The sequence below is a fragment of the Neobacillus sp. PS3-40 genome, assembly GCF_030915485.1.
In the GTDB taxonomy this organism is placed as follows: Bacteria; Bacillota; Bacilli; order Bacillales; family Cytobacillaceae; genus JAUZPL01.
In genome coordinates, this window is sequence record NZ_CP133266.1 from 1,423,907 (window position 1) to 1,444,779 (window position 20,873).

Consider the following 20,873-nt stretch of genomic DNA (forward strand, 5'->3'; position numbering starts at 1 on the left):
GCAAAAAAAGATAAGTAGTTCCATTTTTGTGGAGAAGCATTTCATCTTGGTCATTGTCCGAATTAGGATGTTAATTTCTTTTTATGCGCCTATGATAGGCAAACCATATAGAAAGGCAAAGAAAAAGGCTTCATGAAACGTTCTTTGAAACTTGTCTGTTGATTTCCGCTCCAGGTGCTCCAATCAACAGGCTGTCAAAAGCAATAGTGCGCTTGAACATAGTCAATGTAAAAAAGGCGACTCAAAATTCAGCATTGAATTTTAGAGTCGCCTTTTTTACTACAGTTATATATTCTTATTGAAAAAAATTTTTCAGTGCCCTCGCCTAAGTCGCCTACTGGGTCTCCACCAATGTCATAGAGGCGTATTGGAATCATTGGTGGTTTTTGATTCCATTAGACAGTAGAAATAATGGCTTTCGAGAATCATTAGTGGTCTTTGGGTGTTTTCACATTTTTCTACTTTATCTACCTGAGTTGATTGGAACGGAGGGCACTTGACTCCTGCGGGATTAGAGGGAATGGTAGACCCCACAGGCGGTCCGCCGAGGAGGCTCCCATCCCACCCCGCGGAAAGCAAGTGCCCGGAGTGGAAATCAACGGGCAAAGTTATGACCTAAAAACAATCAACAGGGTGTCAAAAGCAACAATGATCTCCACGTTATCGGAACTATTTATAAAAAAGAACTGGTCCTTACATATTATTGATATTGAACTTCACAACGGTAAATGCGATTACCCATTTTTGAAAATTTCTCTTCATATTCAGTCATGATATTTCCTTCAAATTCACTCTTGTGAAGGTCAAGGCTGATATATTTCAACAGTAAACCGTAAGCAGAAAAGCTTGTTAATGAATATTCAAATAAGCCTTGATTATCTGTCTTAAAATGAATTTCTCTGCCATCCTTCAAAATGTTTTGATATATCTGCAAGTAATTTTTGTAAGTTAATCTTCGCTTTTCATGGCGCGTTTTTGGCCAAGGATCAGAGAAATTCAAATAAATTCGATCTACATCATTCTTTTCAAAGATTTTTTCCAAATCACCGGCATTTACATTTAAAAGCTTGAGGTTTGGCAAATCTGCCTCAATTAAATTATCCAATGCAGAAATAATTATACTTTGATACACTTCAATTCCAATATAATTGATATCCGGATGAGCCTTTGCCATTTCTGTAATAAATCGGCCTTTTCCGCTTCCAATTTCAATATGAAGTGGTTGCTGTTTTTCAAAAACCTCTTCATATTTCCCTTTAAAACTTTCAGGGTTAGCAATGATATATTGTGGGTATTGATTTATTTTTTCCTGTGCCCAAGGCTTGTGTCTGAGTCGCATATTTACATTTACACTCCTAAATAATTATATCGTTCAAACAATACCATGCAAATTAAACTCTTTCAAGTCTAATTTTTCCCAAAGCTGTCACTTATTTAGCGGTTATTTAAACAACTCTGTTGATTTTCGGTCAATTTACATTTCAAAAATTAGCTATTTTAGTAAAACAAGTCTCCATGCATAAACGAAAAAAGGAATTCACAACCTATAGTGAATTCCTTTGTTTATTTAAAATTTTGAAAGGATGTGTTTCCATGCCATTAAACCAACAAGATCAGGTAACCTTACTTAAAGATATATTAAGCAACCATCAAACCGATTGTTGTGGATCTGTTTCAGAATGTGAACAATTGGAACGTTTAGTCAAATCTCTAATGGTTAGCCAACAAATTGATCAGAATACGAAAAACTTTTTGCAAGAAGTATATGAATATGGCCAACACGGTGCACAAACTGCCGATTTAGATCAGCATATTTTAGCCAACCAGGAAAACTTATCACAATGGGTAAATACTATTAATCAATTCTAATGAAGCTATAAAATCACGTTTAAATAATTTACCCATTTATCCATTTCCTGTAGACGATTCTTATTCTTATGCCATTGAATAGATGACAAGGTTTGAAGTGCAACATACCATTTCATTCGTAACTTTAAATTATCGCTACTATTTTTCCCGTACATTGAAAGCCATTGCTCCCAGTTCTCTTCAGGAATGTACCAGTAAAGCAATAAGCCTAGATCAATAGCAGGGTCAGCAATCATAGCCCCATCCCAATCAATCAGATACAACTGGTTGCATTCTGAAAGTAGCCAGTTGTTATGATTTACATCCCCATGACAGACCACTTTTTCATCACTGTAGACATTAGCACCTTCTTTTGTTAAAAAGGCAATTGTTTTCTGAACTTCTGGCATTGAATGAACTTCTTCATCCAACTCGTCCCTCACCATTTGAAAAAGGGTTTCTGGCAGTAATGGTGATTTTTCGAGACGTTTCAGCATCCCAAGCAATGGTTCTGAACGATGGATCTTTTTTAGAAGTCTAGCCACTCGCTCATGATTCATATCATGTGGCTTTAGCTCCCTACCTTCAAGCCATTGCTGAGCTGTTATCACATCACCATTTTCCATCCTTTTTGTCCAAACAAGCTTCGGGACGATTCCTTCAGCAGATAAGACTGCGAGGAAAGGAGAGGAATTTCGCTTAAGAAAAAGCCTTTGATCTTCATGCTTGGCATAAAAGGCTTCACCAGTAGCGCCTCCTGCAGGGACAATTTCCCATTCTTGTCCTAATAAATGTTCCAAAATTGCTCACCTTCAATTTATCCCGATCTAATGGTGGTAATCTATCTTATTAAAAATACTATATGAATGCAAAATTTACTTTTTTACAAATAAAAAATAGCTATTGATACCATCACACAATAGCCATCTTTATAAATTTTATCTCGTAAAGGGTTTTTTAGTCAAGCATATTAAAGAAAACTTGTTGATTGATACATATACACTACTAGAATTTATAATAGAAGTTCTGATTAGTCCAGAGAAATTATTTCTTTCCAATAATAATTAGGCAAATTGGTTCCACTATAATTTCCGATGTTCTAATGTTCCGGCTGGGAATAGCAGATGAAATACTTTCATCTGCTAGTACAAACCATTCACCTGTTGGAATCTGAATGGGTTGCCTTGTCAGCGTTGGATTGATCAAAAGGATCATTTCATAAAAATCACCCAAAATATTCTGATAGGAGAATCCAAGCACAGGTGATGGTAGAGGTATTGTATGTATATTGCGGCGGATTTCAGCTGCTGTGCTCATTCTAAAACATGCATATGACTTTCGAATTTCGATAATTCCCTTTAGATAATCAATATTTTCGGTATATTTCCATTTTCTATCCCAATCCAGTTGATTAACAGAATCAGGAGAATGATAACTATTTCCCACACCATTTTTCGTGCGGAAAAATTCCTGCCCACTATGAAGGAACGGAATTCCTTGTGATAATAACACAATACTTGTTGCAAGCCGATGGTATTTCATTAGCATTGACTCATTGGCATTTTGATGACAAGCCTGTAGCTTATCCCACATAGTGTGGTTATCATGACATTCAACGTAGTTCACAGACTGTGACGGTTCATTAAATAAGGAGTTTCCGTTTGTATATAAACCGATACTTCCAGTTATAACCTCCATTGCCGCTTCAAAATAGTGCTCATTTCCAAAAGCATATCCTTTATCATACAAATTAAAGGTGTTCCCTTTAATTGTATCTCTGAACAAATCATTAAATTGGGCAATACCCGGAATTTTGGCTTGATTCAAAAGCGATGCCTTCTCTTCGGTGGGAAGTGGCGTATTTAAATTCCAACCTTCACCCACTAAAAGGATCCCTTCTGCAAGACGATCACACATTTTTTTCACTTCATTCATCGTTTCTACATCCATAATTCCCATTAAATCAAAACGAAGGCCATCTATATGATATTCTTCTATCCAAAAGCGAATCGAATCCAAAATATACTTTCTAACCATCTTTCGTTCGGACGCGAGATCGTTGCCAACCCCAGTTCCATTCGATGGGAGACCAAATTCATTATGTCTAAAATAATACCCAGGAACTATTTTTTCAAATGAGGACTGTTCACGGTTATATACATGATTATAAACAGCATCCATGATCACCCGAATGCCCTCATGATGAACCTGCTCAATTAATTGCTTCAATTCTACGATTCGGGCGTACGGATGTGCAGGATCAGAAGAATAACTACCGTCAGGGACATTATAGTGAAGAGGATTGTAGCCCCAATTGTATTCTTTATTTTTTTCAATCTCGTCTACTTCAGCAAAATCATGAAAAGGTAAAAACTCAATATGAGTAATACCTAAATCCTTTAAATAGGAAAGTCCTGTTAATTGTCCACCTTTCCCCTTAGTATTCTTCTCCGCTGCACCTAGGTAAAGACCTTTATTTTGAACCCCACTATTTGGGTGAATTGTAAAATCCCTTATATGCGTTTCATAAATGATTGCGTCAACTGGATGTTGAAAAGGTGGAAGCTTCGGCTTTGGCCTATATGTTTTCTTCATTTTTACAATAACGCCTAACTCCCCATTTGGTGTTACTGCTGTAACATATGGATCAACCGCTTCATTCCATTTTTGATTAATACAAACATGATAAGAATAATGATAATATTCTAAATCACAAGGAAAAAGAGCTGTCCAAATTCCCTTTTCTCCCCTTTTCATTTTGGAAGTTTCAGAAAGTGTGCCATTTGGCGAATGCAGCTTTAGTTCTACTTGTGAAGCCGTCGGAGCCCATAGTTTAAATTGGGTTTGGTTTTCCTCACATCGAACACCAAGATCATCCCCACTATAAAAGAATTTTTCATCAAATTCAGTAGTACGAATAACAGCACCAATTTGAAGGTCTGTTCGTTCTCCATATTCGTCCATAATCCAATTGATCCTATCAAATGAGATTTCTTTTGAAAGAAAACAGATATACTTTATATAAGGATCGACTTGGCTTTTTTCATTTATTTTTAATGGGATATTTTGTAGTCCACAAGATAGGAAAAAGGAGGAGGCTTGCCCATTATGATAGGACTTTGGAAGAAGAATCGTAATGATATTCATCTCATCCAGATAAGCCAAGAATTGACGCTCATTGGAAATCATTCAAATTCCTCCCTCTTTAGTTCGATTTCTCTTTTGCCCTGTCTTCGGGTTAACACTCTTAAGGAGTTAGGTTGAACTTGAATAGTTAAAGGTGTATGGCCAATAAACTCACCATCTGCATGAACAAATAATTTCGAAGAAGAATGGATAGAAATAGCTCTTCCTTTAAACATTTTTACTTCTTTAAAATGGGTATGTTTCCCCCAAAATACGCTTAAAAAAACAAACAGAAGCTTTATTTTTGACAAAAGGTGGACAACTGTTACATCTAATAAACCATCATCAGGGATTGCACTTGGTGAGATCTTCATGCCACCACCATAAAAAGGCTGATTGGAAACTGTTACAAACCACGTTTGTTCAAATATATGCTTTTTTCCATCAATCATTAAAGAAATTGTTGAACAATCATATGTGAAAAGTTTTTTTAAAAGAATAAATGCGTATACAAGCCTTCCAAGTGAAAGTTTGTTTAACAAACTCTTCATATTAGATTGATTAACCTCATACGAAATAAGAGCATCAAATCCTGCCCCCATATTATTTACAAAATAATGCTCTTCATGGCTATTAAGAGTGATTTTCCCGGTATCAATAAAAGGGGAATCATTCTTCATGAGTCTATAAATGACTTGTAATGCTTCAATAGGGTCTGCGGGAATTTGAAACCCTCTTGAAAAATCATTTCCCGATCCACCTGGAATAAATCCAAGTGTTATGTCGTTATTATTTATGATTCCATTCATTACTTCATGCAGTGTACCATCTCCACCTACTGCAATAATGATATTGACTTCACGGCTTTTCATTGCAATTTGAGCAGAGAGTTTTTGGGCATGCCCTGGATATTCCGTAAAAAGGGCAAAATAATGAAGTCCCATCTCCTTTAATTTCAATTCAATTGACTGCCAAATTTTTAAACAGTAGCCATCTCTCGCTTTAGGGTTGATAATAAAATAAATTTTTCTCATTTGAACCTACCCTTATCTTGAAAATAGTTCATTTAGCTTTCTTCTGAAGAATCCCATTCTAATCTTCTGATACTAGTTGTCTGGCAGTATTGTAGTAAGCTCTCAGCACATTTGAGTTGGATATGCTTAAGTGGCGATTTAAGGGATCTCATCGACTGAAACCATTGCTCAAAGTTTCTCCCCTCCGCAAACTTCACATCAAAAGGGGCACTTGGATAATCAATATATCCATTTCTGCTTATTATTAATTTATGTATCGGTATTTCAATTTCATGCAATTTAAAGATATTTCGAATGATTCTCTCAGAACGATTCAATGAAAGAAGAGGATTCAGAACTTTCTTTTCTTCATTTTGGTTTCGCTTTAGCCAAAATCGATCGTTCGAACCAACAAAAACAGCTGAATTTTCCTCTTCCATAAATGTAATGCACCATACATCGGTTGGTGAAATCAAGATTACCTCTACTTCCACCGGCGCCTTTTTTAAAAGAAAAATAGGATGATAAAGCACCAAAAAAGTATCTGGAAACCGTTGCAGAAAAAACTTTAATTTTTCTTCAAAATAAAACTTAGTATGAAAATTTGATTTTTCTGTTAAGGTTGAGCTTGCCCATTTCAATTGAAATCGATAAAGTTGATCTAGAAATTGCCGCTTTAATTCATCAACATTCTCCGGCTTATGCTCAAATGAAGCTGAAAATTGCAAGGGATCTTCCAAACTTTTAATGATTTCTTCCTGTTCTTTTACTGATTGATTCTCAATTTGGTTGTTGCGAAATAACCCTTTTATTTTTTGAAAAAAAAGTGGTTTTTCTGTATCTTCCTCTATCCATCCCGAAGATGAAGGCAAAAGTAAGTTGGAAGCATCAAGTCCTTCATTCTCCCAATTTTCCTTTGTTCGCTCCCATTGTTGTTTTTTCAACCTGACATACCGAGAGGGATAGGTATATATATTCTGTTCATAGCGTGAAACATAATCCTGTAGTTTAATTAGCTGTCCCATTTTTTATTGTCCTACCTTTTTATTGATGTTTTATTCTAAAAGAATGATACTTTTTGCTTCATATTTAGGCGTCTCGTTAAGATGTGTTTGAAATAAGACAATATTTGTTGCTTCAAATACAAGCGGTTCTAACTGAAGTTCATTCCATATTTCAAGGAATTTGGTTTGAAACGGCTCGTTACCTTTCCACTTTCTTGCAATCGTAATATGGGAGCGAAATGGTCTTGTTTCCAGTTTGAAACCTGCATCAACACAAGCGGAAAATACCTTCGTTCTTAATTCTTGTAATTCATTGCTTTCTACAGTATCGGCAAAAAAGATTCGCGGTGAATCCTCTTTTCCAAAAATCCCGAGCTTCTGAATTTGCAATTTTAATGGTTTTGAACCTCGAACTATCTCTTTCACATTTTTTTCAGCCATTTTTATTTTTTCAGTTGGAGCACTCCCAAGAAAAGCTAATGTTATATGCAAATCTTCATAATGCACCCACCGACTAAATGGGATCCTTTTATTTAACTGCTCCAAATATTTTTTCATTATTACTTTTGTTTCTACTGGAATACTTACTGCAAAGAAAAAATGTGTTTGATGATCCACTCTTCCGTCATCCTCTCTTTAATTTTAGACTATTTTAATAAAATTGTATCGATTTTAGTTGAAAGATAGTTATGGATATATTTTTTACAATCCAATGAAATTTTAAAAGACGTGCCGCCTGTTTGTTGCGCTGCACGTCTTTTTTTCACTAACTATTAAAGATTTCCACACTTGCTTTTGATCTCTTCTTCAAAAAAAGCTTGAAGCCTTCTCGTTACTGGTCCCGGAACCCCATCCTTGACTATCTTCTTATCAATTTCAATTATTGGCATGACTTCTCCAGTGGTACTAGAAAGAAATGCTTCATCTGCTTGCATAAGTTCTTCTAAAGTAAATGTACGCTCTACAACGGCTATCGCATTAGCTGTGCATAATCTTAGAATCTCATCTTTTGTTATTCCTTTTAAAATTAAGTTCGTAGAAGGATGAGTGATAACTACACTGTCCTTTACAATAAAAATATTACTAGAACTTCCTTCTGTAATATCCCTACCTCGATACTGAATAGCCTCAAAACAATTAGCTTCGGCTGCTTTTTGTTTTGCAAGTACATTGGCAAGTAAATTCAAGCTTTTAATATCACAGCGTAACCACCGAATATCTTCAACAAGAATTGTTTTAACACCTGATTTCAATTTTTCTACTGGTCGATCTACTTCTTTAGTATATGCCACAAGTGTCGGTGCTACATCTCCTACAGGGAAAGCGTGATTACGAGGTGTAATACCTCTGGAAATTTGCAAATAAATAATCCCTTGTTGGAGAGAGTTTTTCTGAATTAACTTTTCAAGCAAGCTCATCAATTGCTCTGTTGGATATGGAATAGTGATACATATGCTCTCTGCACTTCTAACAAATCGACGTAAATGCTCCTTTGCGGTAAACATTCTGCCATTATAAACACGAATAACTTCATATACCCCATCACCAAACTGGTAGCCACGATCCTCTACATCCACAAATGCATTAACGCGTTCAATTATTTCCCCATTTAAAATTGCAAATCCCATTTTATCGTCTCCCTTTGGATATTATTCCTCCCGAGCTAATTCATAGATAGATTGAGCATAAATGGCCGTTGCTTTCAGCAAGTCCTCAATAAACATATATTCATCTTTTTGATGGGCAATATCCGGTCTTCCTGGAAAAAGTGGTCCAAAAGCTACTCCCGCTTTGAGGGAACGAGCATATGTGCCTCCCCCAATTGCAAGCAATTCAGCCTTTTCACCTGTTTGCTCTTCATAAATCTTCATCAAAGTTTGAATAAGGAATTCTTTTTCATCAACATGATGCGGTTTAGAATCAGTAAAATTTTCAAGCTGAAATCCCTCTGTTTTGAGAAGGTTTTCTAATTTTTCTTTAGTAGTTTCCATTTTATTTGTGACTGGGTATCTACATGTCATACCTATTTTCCCACTGGACTCTTTCGAAAAACTAAGCTTCCCTGCGTTGATTGTTAATTCCCCTGAAATATCATCTGCGAAGGCAACACCAAGTTTTACACCTCGAGAGTCGCCAAAGAAATAACGCGAAACAAATTGGAAGTAATGGGATGCATTCTCGTCTAAACTTAGCTTAGAAAGAAACTCTGCTAAAAAAAGCCCAGCATTTTTACCGTTATTCGGTTCCATGCCATGCGCAGATACTCCCTTAACCTCTAAAATTAATTCACCATTTTCAATTTGGTTACCATTTTCCAGCCCATATTGCTTCATAAATTCAGTAAATTGTGCAATGATCTCTGATTGCTTATCTTTAACATGAATAGTGGCTTTTGCATAATCAGGAACCATATTGTATCTTTTTCCAGATATAAAGTTTAGCACCTCAACCTGTGCATTATTATTTTCCTTTTGGACAATTTGTTTCTGAACCATATCAAAATCTGAGATTCCCTTTTCTGCGTTTATAATTGGAAAGTCAGCATCCGGGGCAAATCCCAAAGTTGGCATTTCTTCATTTTCAAAATAGTGGTTTACACAGCGCCAATTGCTTTCCTCATCTGTTCCAATAATCATACGAACCCGTTTTTTTAATGGTAATCCAAGCTCCTTTACAATTTTCATCGCATAATAAGCAGCCATTGTCGGCCCCTTATCATCTAATGCACCTCTGGCAAATATTTTTCCATCGCGAATTTCAGCAGCAAATGGATCACTTAACCAACCGTCTCCTTCTGGAACAACATCTACATGACAAAGGATACCAAGCAGTTCCTTCCCTTCACCAAATTCAAGATGGCCTGCTAAATTACCAACATTTTTAGGTGTAAAACCGTCCTTTTCACCCAAGTTAAGCATAAAATCCAATGCCTCTTTCACACCTTTTCCAAGAGGGGCGTCATCAGTAGTATTTTCTTCGTCTAAAAGACTTTTTATATGTAGCAATTCCTGTACATCCTTTATAAGTGCATCTTTCCTTTTTTCCACTTCATTCATCCAATTAATTTTTGTCACTTTTCCATTCCTCCTAGCGGGAATATTTGTATATCTTTATTTTTTGACAATAGCATAAATATAAAAATCTTACCAATTTTCTCTTGTAAACTCTTCAGTTGGAAATTATTTTTTGAAAAGTAAAATTATTGGTTATAATCTTATGTCTAAACTCCATAACCTTATATTAGAAGAACATTAGGGGAGGGGATTAGTCTAATAAAAAAAATATTTTAATCATAAATTGTAAATTTTTCCTCAATGGTGGAAATTTTCTGAAATTATGGTTACAATGATAGTAGATTGATACCAACCCAGTTTTCATCGCAACCTTTTATGTAAAGGAGATGTCTGTGGAAAAGAAAACTACATTACCTGAGGATTAACTTCAAAGAAACTGTCAGTCGCAGGAAATTGCCATAGGTTTGAAAAAAGGATAGGGAGTGGTTCTTTGAAACCTTCAACTAACCGGATGTTAAACCGCATTAAATGCATCTACATGTTTATTCGAACTAAAGGAACAGTGACTACGCAGGAACTTGTAGAGGAATTTGGTATCACTCCTCGCACAATACAAAGGGACTTAAATGTCTTAGCCTATAATGACTTGGTAAGTAGCCCAAGTCGTGGGAAATGGATGGTCACACCAAAAAAAGTAAAAATATCTTAAAATCTATAATAAAAATAAAATGATTTTAAAATAGAATCTGTTTTTATTAGAACAGCCCCCGAGATTTTCGAGGGCTGTTCTTTGTTTTGTAACTAAGTTAATGATTAAATAAGAATTAGCTATTCTATTAAATAAACTAACACAATAAGGCAGGGCGGCGAAAAAAGGCTTCACTTAGATCCGTAGCGTTAAATTGGATTACTCCGCACCTTTCTATTTACAAGGAGGAACAATGATGGCAGAACATCAATTTCATTTAAAGGCGAACTGGCCTGGATTGCGTAATGATGTTGGAGATATTGAAGCAGGGAATTTAATTACAAAAGTTTCAATTCCTAAAGAAATGGATGGCCCAGGAATTGGCACAAATCCCGATGAAATGTTACTTGGCGCAGCAGCAACCTGCTATATCATCACATTGGCAGCAATGATGGAACGCAGCCATTTGGAGAAGTTACACTTAACAATGGAATCAGAAGCAATTGTTGATGTAACAAAAGGCGTCTTTACATATAAGAAAATTATCCATCGCCCAAACATCCTATTGAAACATAATGCATCACACCAAGACATATTATTGGCACAACAGCTAGCTGAAAAAGCAGAATCATCGTGTATGATCAGCCGTGCCATTCAGGGAAATGTAGAGATTGAATTACAACCAACCATTAAAATGGCTGCTAAATAAAGAAAACTCTCTGATTGGCGAGCCCCTAAGGACGATGATTAAGCGTAGTTGCCCTTAGGCGCTAGCAGAATTTATGGATATAAATTCTGCTTAGCTAAATTAACAGTACTATATATGAAAAAGAGGTGAGAATGTCTCACCTCTTTTTTTCATCCTCAGCCAAAACCACCGAAGTTTCGATATCCAACTCATCAGATTCGACTAAATTCTTTAATGCTTCCAATTTATTTTCCCAGAACAATTCAAAATATTGAAGCCAATCTTTTATTTCATGAAGTGGTTTAGGTTCAAGCATATATCTTGTTTCCCTGCCAACTTTCCGCTCTTTCGCCAGCCCTGCATTTGCTAAAATACGCAAATGCTTGGAAACAGCAGTCCGACTCATCGGGAAATGGCTGCTAATTACTGTTACCGGCATTTCTTTCAAACTAAGAAGTTTAAGTATCTTACGACGGGTTGGATCAGCAAGAGCTTGAAAGACATCATGTTTACCTAAAGAAGCTGACATTTATGCTTCCACATATTCTTGTAATTTTTTCACAAGACCTGTCCATCCCTGTTCCATATTGTCCCTGACCATCGTATGTGGAGCGCCAAATTCAGTAATTTTATTGGCATCCCATCCAGAATGGATTAGTGTGAACTCTGTTTTACCTTCAATGTCTTTTAATTCAAACGAAATCATCCAATCCTTTCCCCAATTAAAGGAAAGACTATTTGGAGGATCGATGCTAATTACTTTACAAGGGGACATACCGAACTGACCCGCATTCAAATGAAACTCATGTCCTTCAACTGGTTCAAAATCATTTGGCATGAACCATGCAGCAATACCTTCAGATGTTGCAACTGCGTTCCACACTTTTGTCATAGGCGCATTGTAAACAATCGTTTGTCTAATATCTTGTAATACTTTTTGATTTTCCAAAAGAAAAACCTCCATATTTCTTTTTATTTTTTCGTCTTAACCTTATCCTTCGCACGAATCCTCAATGCAGACCACTTATCATCAACTGCAACATTGCTTACCACTCTAAATGTTGTTTCATTCTGAACCATATCCGCCAAAATATTCCTGTTTATATCCGTTTTTACTTTCGAACTTTGTTTTGGGTATGTAATCCAAAAGATTGCATCCTCGTTAAGCATAGGAATAACCCTAGTGAGCCAATCTGTTGCTTCTTGACTAGTAGTAACAAACAACTGAATAAAATCATACTTTCCTTTTAAATCCACGGTAGCCGCCTCAATACCAAGGCTATAACCCTCTGGCGGATTTAGAACTGCTGCTATTCCCTCTTTGTACAGTAACTTTTTCAATAGCATTTCAACCATTTACTCATCCCTTTCTAAATAAGGAACCATTTGGTTTCTTATCAAACCATATAACACCATTTGGTTTCACGTCAAGTTAAATTTAGGGGACTGTCCCCCAACAATTCACCACTGAACACCAGTGGGGGACAGTCCCCTAAATAATATTTTTCCCATAGAAAATCTCGTCCATTTCCATTTTTAAACTTTCAGTAATTTCCTTAATTTCCTCTTGATTCAATTTTTCTTTTGTATAGCCAAATAGATAATTATTTAAATCAAAATTACGGAGCTTACATTTGGTATGAAAAATATGTTCTTGATAAACATTTACATCAATCATGTCAAATAAATCAATTAGTTCATCAGGAATATAATTTTGGATCGAACTTATTTCATGGTCAATAAATAATTTGTGACCATTTTTATCCCTTGTAAAGCCGCGAACTCGATAGTCCATGATCATAATGTCTGTGTCAAAAGAACGAATAAGATAATGGAGAGCTTTGAGCGGAGAAATTTCCCCACATGTAGAAACATCAATATCGGCCCGAAATGTACTGATTCCTTCATCTGGATGGTATTCAGGGTATGTATGAACGGTAATATGGCTCTTATCCAGTTGCATTACAACAGATTCAGGAAGTGGTCCGGGAGATTCCTCGAATGATTCATTTGAAGCATTTTCAACTGGGCCTTCAGAAACTAATAGGGTTACACTTGCCCCCTGTGGTTCGAAATCCTGGCTAGCAATATTTAAAACGTGAGCACCAATAATATCTGATACATGATTAAGGATCGTTGTTAATCTCTCAGCACTGTATTGTTCATCAATGTATTCAAGATAGGCTTCTCGCTCTTCTTTCGTTCTTGTATAGCAAATATCATACATATTAAAACTTAATGACTTTGTTAGATTATTAAATCCATGCAATTCAATTCGCTGTTGTGGTGTTAAGTTCATTCTCAATTCCCCTTATTCCATTTTATACATTAGGTTGCCCAATCCTTAAAATAAAAAACAGCCTTACAGTTATTTCAAAGGGGTAAGCTTTAGAAAATTATCACTTAGTTTTGAAAGTCGTTTACTTTCGGTCTCGATACTACTTAAAAATCACCTTGATCAAGTTAATGACACTATAGGATACTTTCATGAACTCAATAGGATAATCAAGTTGACATCTTCCTAAAAAATGATATATTAGTATATATCACTTTAACGCTTAAAAGCGTTTATGTAAGAGAGATGAATGAATAGAATAGAAGTTTTAATAGTTACATCAACATTTTTTATTATTCAAGTATAGAAAGGTTTGAACATCATGGAACAGAATCAACAGAATTTAAAAAGAGGATTATTGCCGAGACATGTCCAGTTTATTGCTTTGGCAGGTATGATTGGGACAGGAATATTTAAAGGCAGCTCCGATACACTGAATATGGCTGGTCCTAGTGTCGTACTTGCCTATTTAATAGGAGGAATGCTTTTATTTATTGTTATGACAGCGTTAGGTGAGATGGCAATTGCTTTTCCAAATTTGAATGTACAAAATCTAGTAAATAAAGCGTTTGGATTTCGAATATCTTTTATTGTGGGATGGCTCTATTGGATTAATTGGGTTATCGTAACAGTTGTCGAATTATTAGCTGCAGGAAGCTTTCTGCAATTTTGGTTTCCTAACGCCCCGTTATGGTTATTAAGCTTCTTTTGTGCCCTCGTAATCGTAGGTATTAATTTATTTCAAGTAAAATACTACGGTGAGATGGAGTTTTGGTTCGCAGGAATTAAAATAATCGCATTAATTGCTTTTATCATATTAGGAATACTCATTATTTTAGGGATTTTCCCGAGCAATATTCATGATCCGTTCTCAAACTATACTGCGCATGGCGGGTTTTTCCCACACGGATTGAAAGGAACAGTAAGTGCCTTTTTAGTAGTCATGTTTTCATATGGTGGAGCAGAATTAATTGGTGTGGCAGTTACGGAAACTAAGGATTCTGAGCGGGTTCTCCCACAAGTGATTAAAGGTACCGTCTGGCGAGTGATTATTTTTTACATTTTCCCTATTTTAATTATTTGCGGGATTATCCCTTGGGACAAGGTAACAGGACAGGATAGCCCGTTCGTTCAGGTTTTCAGCCTATCAGGGCTCCCAGGTGCAGCACATGTGATGAACTTTGTTCTTTTAACTGCAGTGCTATCTGCTGCCAATTCAGGAATTTATGCAACATCAAGAACCCTTTATTCAATGGCTCAGAGCGGTGAAGCACCAAAACTATTATTAAAAACAACCAAAAACGGAATTCCTTTAAATGGAATTACCATCACTAGTATTTGTATTATAATCGGTCTCTTTTTAGCTTATTTAACACCTGATCAAGTCATTAGCTATTTAATGTCCATTCCTGGATTTACAGTAATATTAATTTGGATCAGTATTTGTTCAGCCCAATTAAAGCTTCGACCTCACTATAAACATCAACCGGCTTTCAAGTTAGTATGGTATCCAACGACAACATTTGTTGCTATCGGATCCCTTCTCTTAATCTTTATTATCTTTATGTTTAATATGGATAATTTAATTGGTTCTTCTGTCTGTCTTTTAGCTGTGTCAGTATTAACAATAATTTCATTTTTAGTAAAACCAAAAAATAAATAAAATAAAAAATAGAGTGCGAGGCACTCTCAGATTGTCGAGAAAGGGTATTTTTCTCGGCAATTTTTTATTTTCTCAGCACTAAAATACCAAACTTATGAATGATCCCTGCAAATTGGCCTGTTGATTTCTGCTCCGGGCACTCGCTTTCCGCGGGGAGGTCCTGAAGCCTCCTCGGCGCATTAGCGGAGGGCACTGAAAAACTTTCTTTTTTAAAACTACAAAATCGCCTTTTATTAAAAAATCAACATTCGTTCCATATTTTTGGAAGAAGAAGCGACTTTTTTCTTGTATTTGGATTCTGGGCTAATCATTATAAACCTAGAAGTTTTATTATTCTTTTTAAATTCCTGTAAATATAGCTGTTGCCCCCTTAATCATCCCCAAGAGCAAAAAAAAGCCCGATTGCTGTCCCGAATAGAGTCTAATCATCCCTGTGATCGTAAAAAAAGCCCACATGCTGTCCCGAATAGAGCTTAATCATCCCTCCGATCGTAGAAAAAGCCCAATTGCTGTCCCGAATAGAGCCTAATCACCCCATGATAGTGGAAAAAGGTAGAAACGCTCAAATACCCGAGCGTTCTACCTTTTTATGTTTGGAACTTTTTCAGTGCCCTCGCTTTAGCGCCTGCGGGGTCTCCAGTGACCTCTATATCCCGCAGGAGTCGAGTGCCCTCTGCTCCAATCAACAGGGAGGCCAATCAACCTAAAGCATTGCAACTCACTTTTTCTAGCCTTGCTAAGTGTGTTGCAATTTTTTTCATAGGACATAAATCCACAATCAATCAAGCGAAGAAGGTGGTCATCTTGAACTAATTCATCAATTGACACTATTTCATTTTCACTTACTTTGGCTAGACTCTTTTAAATTAAACATAGAATTCACCACGTCTTCCTAATATTTATTAATTCAGTTGTAGGTCATTATTGAAAACACTCTGTTGATTAGTGCGGAAGGCACGAAGACTCCTGCGGGAGTACGGGTCAGGGGAGACCCCGCAGGAGCGAAGCGACGAGTTATCATGAACGAAACTAGCTCCTTACTCGTAAATTCGTAGGTTAATTTGGTTAGAATGTTTACTGATGAAAAACAAAAAACCAAATCAGAGCTACATTACGGAAGGAGCTAGTCATTATGAAGGATACCATAAAATATGTAGGTTTAGACGTATCAAAGGAAAAAATTGCAGTCGCTATTGCCGATGAGGGCCGAGGGGAGCCTAGATACCATGGAATGATTCCTCATACACCAGAAGAAGTGAGGAAATTAATGAAAAAATTGGGCAGCCCGGAATCTCTGCGAGTGTGTTATGAAGCTGGTCCGACAGGATATCCATTGTACCGACTATTTATCACACTAGGGATTCACTGCTCGGTGATTGCCCCGTCTCTTATTCCTAAAAGACCTGGAGAACGTATTAAAACGGATCGCAGGGACTCTGTTCGCTTAGCTCATTTATATCGGGCTGGAGAGTTGACTCCAATTTATGTACCAACTCCAGAGGATGAGGCTCTGCGGGATCTTGTTAGGTGTAGAGAAGATGCCAAAGAAGACGAACTGAGAGGAAAACACCGATTAAGTAAATTTTTACTGCGTAATGATATTAAACCTCCTACTGGAGTAAATAAGTGGACAATCAAATATTTCAGATGGCTGGACACTTTAAAATTTGAAAACCCTTCTCTACAAGTAACCTTCCAGGAATACTACCACCAACTCAAAGAGTTAGCACAACGTATTCTAAGGTTAGAAGAAGAAATTAAAATTCTAGCGAGTGAAGGTGTCCATGCCAAAAAAATTCAAGCACTCCAATCATTAAGAGGAGTAGCTCTTATTACAGCGACAAGTATTGTAGCAGAAATCGGTTCTTTTAAACGTTTTACTACACCGAGGCAATTCATGGCTTATGTTGGTTTAATCCCTAGCGAGTATTCGAGTGGTGAAAAAAGGAGACAAGGAGAAATAACCAAAACAGGTAATCGACACGTACGGCGTTTATTGGTAGAGTCTGCCTGGAGTTATCGGTATCAACCCTCTGTTAAAGGAGAACTACAAAGACGGCAAAGTGGGCAATCACCAACGATTCAGGCAATATCGTGGAAAGCACAGAACCGACTCCACAAGAAGTATTTCCGCTTATTATCAAGAGGGAAAGAAAGCGGTAAAGCCATTACAGCAGTAGCGCGAGAATTGGCAGGTTTTATTTGGGCAGTGATGCAAGAAGTAGAAGATATACCTCAAGCTTAAAAGGTTACGTGTTCCTCAAAGCAAGATAGATGTATAAATAGAAAAATGAGAATAGGGCTCGAAGGCAAAGAGAAAAACCGGAAAGGAAAATCCACGTGCCTCCTCTGTGCTATATCTAAATAGATTAACGCACGTCCCGAGTTAGTGGAAAAGTCCTTTATACGGAAAGATAAAATGTGAAAACCCACGAATATCAGAGCGCTAACCGCTGTAGAGATTTTTGCCTTCGTGCCGTGTTCTTACCTTCTATTCAAAAAAAGAAAAAGGAGGAAGGATCATTTCATCTTTAGCTAAAAAAGTGTCTCACCTCTTGGAATAGCTGTCAAGAAGAGCACTTGACAGCTATTCCAAGAGGTGAGAAGTGGTCAGTAAGCTAAAGAAGGAGCTATTCTAGCCAGAATGGCTAAATACCCTACTAAGACAAGAAGCCGAAAATAGCTTCTCTTCTTAAGAGTACCCAAAAACAAAGCAAAACCTATTTTGGAGTGGGGGCCTTGACAGTTTCGTTCATATCAGGAGGCTCCCCGGCACGCCCGCGGAAAGCGAAGTGCCTGGAGCGCCAATCAACAGACTTGTTGAAGAGCTAATATACCAATAATATTATAATGAATTAACGCAGTGAATTATTAAGTAAATTGAATAAATAAATAGGCTATCGAAAGTTTTCGACAGCCTGAATAGAATACTAAGCACTCTATTTTTGCCTTTTAATAGTTACTATCTCTTTTATACTAACTTACTTTTATATGGTAAAGTAACAATAAATGTAGTTCCCTTGTTCTCTTTTGAGTATATTTCAAGCTCTCCCTTTAATTTTTCCAAACTTTGCTGGACTAAAAATAATCCAAATCCCCTATTCTGTCCTTTTGTTGAAAAGCCTTTTTGAAATATTTGCATTTTCAACTCATCATCAAGCCCTTTACCAGAATCCTGAATTTCGATAACTAAAATATTTTCAAAATAATCGAATCGTAAGGAAATTATTTTGTTTTCGCTTTCCTTCACAGCATCAACGGCATTATCAATTAAATTCCCTAGAATCGTTACTACTTCATGAATGATGTCTTGTTGCTCTGGTTCAGGTAGCGTACCTTCTCCATTAATTACTAATTCGGCACCAGATTCCCTAGCAAAGCTAAGTTTTCCAAGGATAAAACCCGCCAATACCGGCTCTTTGAACCGTTCTACAACAAACTCCATCTCTGTTTGTTTAAAATCAACCATTTTCGTTATGTATGTGGAAAGAACTTCGTAATTTCCGATATGAATTAATCCTAAAATAACATGCAATTTATTCATAAATTCATGAGACTGTGCACGTAATGCTTCTACGTATAGTTTTACTCCTGTTAATTGTTCAGCCAATTGTTTAATATCTGTTTTATCTCGAAAAGTTGCGATTGCACCAACAATTCTTCCCTTCACAATTACAGGGATTCTATTTGTTAAAATAGTAATTCCATTAAGATCCTGTTCTTGATCAAACTCAGATATTCCAGACTTAAGTATAGTATGAAGTCTTGTATTTGGCATATAATCCTCAACTAATTCCCCGATTGGATTCGTTTTTATACCTGCTTCTTTTAGAATCCTTTTTCCCTCATTATTGACAAGTGTTATGAATCCTTGTTGATCAACCGCAATCATTCCTTCCTTGGTAGATTGCAGCATGGCACTCCGTTCTTCTAACAATTTTGCAATTTGGCTTGGCTCTAATCCAAATAATATAGTTTTAATTTTTCTTGCGAGAATCAAAGCGCCAATAACGCCAACTAATATTCCAAATCCTATCCCTATATAAATAATTTTTCTACTCTGGGCGACAGAATTATTTACTTTTTCTAAAGAAATCCCAACTGCAACAGCACCTATTTGCTTATTCTGAACATCAATGACTGGAACAAATGAGCGCAGTGACATACCTAACGTCCCTTTTGCAATCGAAATATGTTCTTTCCCTTTCAGGACAGCTCCCTCATCACCTCCAACAAAATGTTCTCCTATTCTATTTTTGTTGGGATGGGATTTTCTTATTCCATTCATATCCATGACGACTACAAATTCAACGTGACTTGAGTCCATAATCTGATTTGCAAAAGTTTGGATCTTACCTTCATCATTTTTATTGCTTAACCCTTCAATTACAAGTGGTGATTGTGCAACAATTCTGGCAATATCTGTTGCCCTCTCTGCCTGATTTTGCTGAGTTCCTTTAGATATTTTTCCAGTTATTAATATATCTGTTACAAGTAATGCCATGATAACCACTATACATACAAGTAGCGTAATAATCGTTTGTAAGGTCCATCTTGGTTTATCAAACCACTTTATTACTTTCCACCCCACTTTGATTCCTCCCTAGCGAAGTTTCCAGTAAAGATAAGTTATATCCCATAACGATTTACTGGTCGGCCAACCCCACCGTATTGAACATGTATCTTTACTTTTCCTTCCTTTTCCAAGTAATCTAGGTACCTTCTTGCAGTAACACGTGCTATTCCAATTCTTTCTGCCACTTCTTCGGCAGAAACTGGACTTTTTTCATGTGAAATAAAGGCGGTAATCTTGACTAAAGTGTTTACATTTAGTCCTTTTGGTAATAAGTCACTTTCCTTTTCTTCAACACCATTCATAAATAGAAGTTGGTCCAATTCATGTTGTAGAAGCTCTTTTTTTCCTTTTAACTTTAATCGGTATAATTTATATTTTTCGAGTGATTTTTTGATTCGGTCAAACGTAAAAGGTTTTATTATGTAGTCAACAGCACCTTGTTGAAGAACCATATGAACTGTTTCTATATCACTAGCAGCGGTAATGGCGATGACATCCAGAAAAAGACACTCTGCTCGAAGTCCCCTTAACATTTCCAACCCATTCTTATGAGGCATATAAATATCAATGATTGCAAGATCAGGCTTACTGTCTTTTATTAATTGTAGACCCTCAATTCCATTGCTAGCCATTCCTACTATTTTGAACCCTTCTATCTTTTCAATAAATTGGCGGTGAATTTCTCGAACCATTGGATCATCTTCTACTAAAACCACTTGTAATGGAAGCAATATCCCCCACCCTTTCCATTATCCATTATCCTATTTAGATTTTTCAAATTATTATTTTCTTTTTATTTTAATCTATTCGTCTATTTAATCCAATCCCATATTCTTCTACTTTAGTACAAAAAGAACATTAAGACCAATATGACCAAAAACTAAATAATTTCTGAATTTTCATTATTATATGAATAGG

The 20,873-nt window shown here is 36.4% G+C and carries 19 protein-coding genes; 5 read left to right on the plus strand and 14 right to left on the minus strand.

The genetic code is table 11. The features are described 5' to 3' along the window. Nucleotides 1-700: 700 nt before the first annotated feature. Complete coding sequence (trmB, locus tag RCG20_RS07255; protein ID WP_308183564.1) at nt 701-1,339, minus strand: tRNA (guanosine(46)-N7)-methyltransferase TrmB; 639 nt, start codon at nt 1,337-1,339, stop codon at nt 701-703. A gap of 254 nt (nt 1,340-1,593) precedes the next feature. Between trmB and RCG20_RS07260 the strand changes: the two genes are divergently transcribed. Continuing rightward, nucleotides 1,594-1,869 (plus strand): YtzH-like family protein, encoded by a 276-nt coding sequence (locus RCG20_RS07260; RefSeq protein WP_308183565.1) that lies wholly within the window; start codon nt 1,594-1,596, stop codon nt 1,867-1,869. 5 nt (nt 1,870-1,874) lie between these two features. Here the strand turns inward: RCG20_RS07260 and RCG20_RS07265 are convergent, their stop codons facing one another. The 7 genes from RCG20_RS07265 to pepV form a co-directional block, all read right to left on the minus strand. Further along, a complete protein-coding gene (locus RCG20_RS07265) occupies nt 1,875-2,648 on the minus strand; it encodes a phosphotransferase (protein ID WP_308183566.1) in 774 nt (257 codons plus the stop codon). 244 nt (nt 2,649-2,892) lie between these two features. Further along, nucleotides 2,893-5,037 carry a type I pullulanase gene (gene pulA, locus RCG20_RS07270; RefSeq protein WP_308183567.1) on the minus strand — a complete coding sequence of 715 codons (2,145 nt, stop codon included), beginning with the start codon at nt 5,035-5,037 and terminating at the stop codon, nt 2,893-2,895. Further along, entirely contained in the window at nt 5,034-6,008 is a 975-nt protein-coding gene (locus RCG20_RS07275) for a diacylglycerol/lipid kinase family protein (RefSeq protein ID WP_308183568.1), read from the minus strand. The genes pulA and RCG20_RS07275 overlap by 4 nt, the downstream gene beginning before the upstream one ends. Before the next feature lie 32 nt (nt 6,009-6,040). After that, nucleotides 6,041-7,012 (minus strand): nuclease-related domain-containing protein, encoded by a 972-nt coding sequence (locus RCG20_RS07280; RefSeq protein ID WP_308183569.1) that lies wholly within the window; start codon nt 7,010-7,012, stop codon nt 6,041-6,043. A gap of 30 nt (nt 7,013-7,042) precedes the next feature. Further along, complete coding sequence (thpR, locus tag RCG20_RS07285; RefSeq protein WP_308183570.1) at nt 7,043-7,609, minus strand: RNA 2',3'-cyclic phosphodiesterase; 567 nt, start codon at nt 7,607-7,609, stop codon at nt 7,043-7,045. 155 nt (nt 7,610-7,764) lie between these two features. Then, nucleotides 7,765-8,619, minus strand: coding sequence for a D-amino-acid transaminase (gene dat, locus RCG20_RS07290; RefSeq protein ID WP_308183571.1), 855 nt, complete (start codon nt 8,617-8,619; stop codon nt 7,765-7,767). Nucleotides 8,620-8,640: 21 nt separating this feature from the next. Next, nucleotides 8,641-10,065: a dipeptidase PepV gene (gene pepV / locus RCG20_RS07295; RefSeq protein ID WP_308183572.1), complete on the minus strand. Its 1,425-nt coding sequence runs from the start codon at nt 10,063-10,065 to the stop codon at nt 8,641-8,643. Between the two features lie 430 nt (nt 10,066-10,495). Here pepV and RCG20_RS07300 point away from each other — a divergent pair, with 430 nt between their 5' ends. Both RCG20_RS07300 and RCG20_RS07305 read left to right on the plus strand, forming a co-directional pair. Next, the gene (locus tag RCG20_RS07300; RefSeq protein WP_308183573.1) at nt 10,496-10,714 is read left to right on the plus strand and encodes a DeoR family transcriptional regulator; all 219 of its coding nucleotides are present in this window, start codon (nt 10,496-10,498) and stop codon (nt 10,712-10,714) included. 235 nt (nt 10,715-10,949) lie between these two features. Continuing rightward, the gene (locus RCG20_RS07305; protein ID WP_308183574.1) at nt 10,950-11,402 is read left to right on the plus strand and encodes an OsmC family protein; all 453 of its coding nucleotides are present in this window, start codon (nt 10,950-10,952) and stop codon (nt 11,400-11,402) included. A 136-nt stretch (nt 11,403-11,538) separates the two neighbouring features. On the opposite strand, the gene RCG20_RS07310 is transcribed toward RCG20_RS07305, so the two are convergent. The 4 genes from RCG20_RS07310 to speD all read right to left on the minus strand — a co-directional run bounded on the left by RCG20_RS07310 (nt 11,539) and on the right by speD (nt 13,680). Further along, on the minus strand, nt 11,539-11,910 hold the full coding sequence (locus tag RCG20_RS07310; RefSeq protein ID WP_308183575.1) for an ArsR/SmtB family transcription factor: 372 nt from the start codon (nt 11,908-11,910) through the stop codon (nt 11,539-11,541). Then, nucleotides 11,911-12,273, minus strand: coding sequence for an SRPBCC family protein (locus tag RCG20_RS07315; RefSeq protein WP_374120532.1), 363 nt, complete (start codon nt 12,271-12,273; stop codon nt 11,911-11,913). Nucleotides 12,274-12,353: 80 nt separating this feature from the next. Continuing rightward, complete coding sequence (locus RCG20_RS07320) at nt 12,354-12,737, minus strand: hypothetical protein (protein ID WP_308183577.1); 384 nt, start codon at nt 12,735-12,737, stop codon at nt 12,354-12,356. Nucleotides 12,738-12,873: 136 nt separating this feature from the next. Further along, entirely contained in the window at nt 12,874-13,680 is an 807-nt protein-coding gene (gene speD / locus RCG20_RS07325; protein ID WP_308183578.1) for an adenosylmethionine decarboxylase, read from the minus strand. A 358-nt stretch (nt 13,681-14,038) separates the two neighbouring features. Here speD and RCG20_RS07330 point away from each other — a divergent pair, with 358 nt between their 5' ends. Together RCG20_RS07330 and RCG20_RS07335 are read left to right on the plus strand one after the other, a co-directional pair. After that, the gene (locus RCG20_RS07330) at nt 14,039-15,379 is read left to right on the plus strand and encodes an amino acid permease (protein WP_308183579.1); all 1,341 of its coding nucleotides are present in this window, start codon (nt 14,039-14,041) and stop codon (nt 15,377-15,379) included. A gap of 1,132 nt (nt 15,380-16,511) precedes the next feature. Further along, a complete protein-coding gene (locus tag RCG20_RS07335; RefSeq protein WP_308182784.1) occupies nt 16,512-17,624 on the plus strand; it encodes an IS110 family RNA-guided transposase in 1,113 nt (370 codons plus the stop codon). 726 nt (nt 17,625-18,350) lie between these two features. Here RCG20_RS07335 and dcuS read toward each other — a convergent pair. Together dcuS and RCG20_RS07345 are read right to left on the minus strand one after the other, a co-directional pair. Further along, nucleotides 18,351-19,970, minus strand: a complete 1,620-nt coding sequence (gene dcuS, locus RCG20_RS07340) for a DcuS/MalK family sensor histidine kinase (RefSeq protein WP_308183580.1) — start codon at nt 19,968-19,970, stop codon at nt 18,351-18,353. Between the two features lie 38 nt (nt 19,971-20,008). Continuing rightward, entirely contained in the window at nt 20,009-20,647 is a 639-nt protein-coding gene (locus RCG20_RS07345) for a response regulator (protein WP_308184304.1), read from the minus strand. Nucleotides 20,648-20,873 lie beyond the last annotated feature (226 nt).

Coding starts and splice junctions, on each gene's coding strand:
- RCG20_RS07275 (WP_308183568.1), bottom strand. CDS start 6,008: ATGAGAAAAATTTATTTTATTATCAACCCTAAAGCGAGAGATGGCTAC.
- RCG20_RS07310 (WP_308183575.1), bottom strand. CDS start 11,910: ATGTCAGCTTCTTTAGGTAAACATGATGTCTTTCAAGCTCTTGCTGAT.
- speD (WP_308183578.1), bottom strand. CDS start 13,680: ATGAACTTAACACCACAACAGCGAATTGAATTGCATGGATTTAATAAT.
- RCG20_RS07305 (WP_308183574.1), top strand. CDS start 10,950: ATGGCAGAACATCAATTTCATTTAAAGGCGAACTGGCCTGGATTGCGT.
- RCG20_RS07330 (WP_308183579.1), top strand. CDS start 14,039: ATGGAACAGAATCAACAGAATTTAAAAAGAGGATTATTGCCGAGACAT.
- RCG20_RS07315 (WP_374120532.1), bottom strand. CDS start 12,273: ATGACAAAAGTGTGGAACGCAGTTGCAACATCTGAAGGTATTGCTGCA.
- RCG20_RS07345 (WP_308184304.1), bottom strand. CDS start 20,647: ATGGTTCGAGAAATTCACCGCCAATTTATTGAAAAGATAGAAGGGTTC.
- dat (WP_308183571.1), bottom strand. CDS start 8,619: ATGGGATTTGCAATTTTAAATGGGGAAATAATTGAACGCGTTAATGCA.
- RCG20_RS07280 (WP_308183569.1), bottom strand. CDS start 7,012: ATGGGACAGCTAATTAAACTACAGGATTATGTTTCACGCTATGAACAG.
- RCG20_RS07320 (WP_308183577.1), bottom strand. CDS start 12,737: ATGGTTGAAATGCTATTGAAAAAGTTACTGTACAAAGAGGGAATAGCA.
- RCG20_RS07335 (WP_308182784.1), top strand. CDS start 16,512: ATGAAGGATACCATAAAATATGTAGGTTTAGACGTATCAAAGGAAAAA.
- pulA (WP_308183567.1), bottom strand. CDS start 5,037: ATGATTTCCAATGAGCGTCAATTCTTGGCTTATCTGGATGAGATGAAT.
- trmB (WP_308183564.1), bottom strand. CDS start 1,339: ATGCGACTCAGACACAAGCCTTGGGCACAGGAAAAAATAAATCAATAC.
- RCG20_RS07260 (WP_308183565.1), top strand. CDS start 1,594: ATGCCATTAAACCAACAAGATCAGGTAACCTTACTTAAAGATATATTA.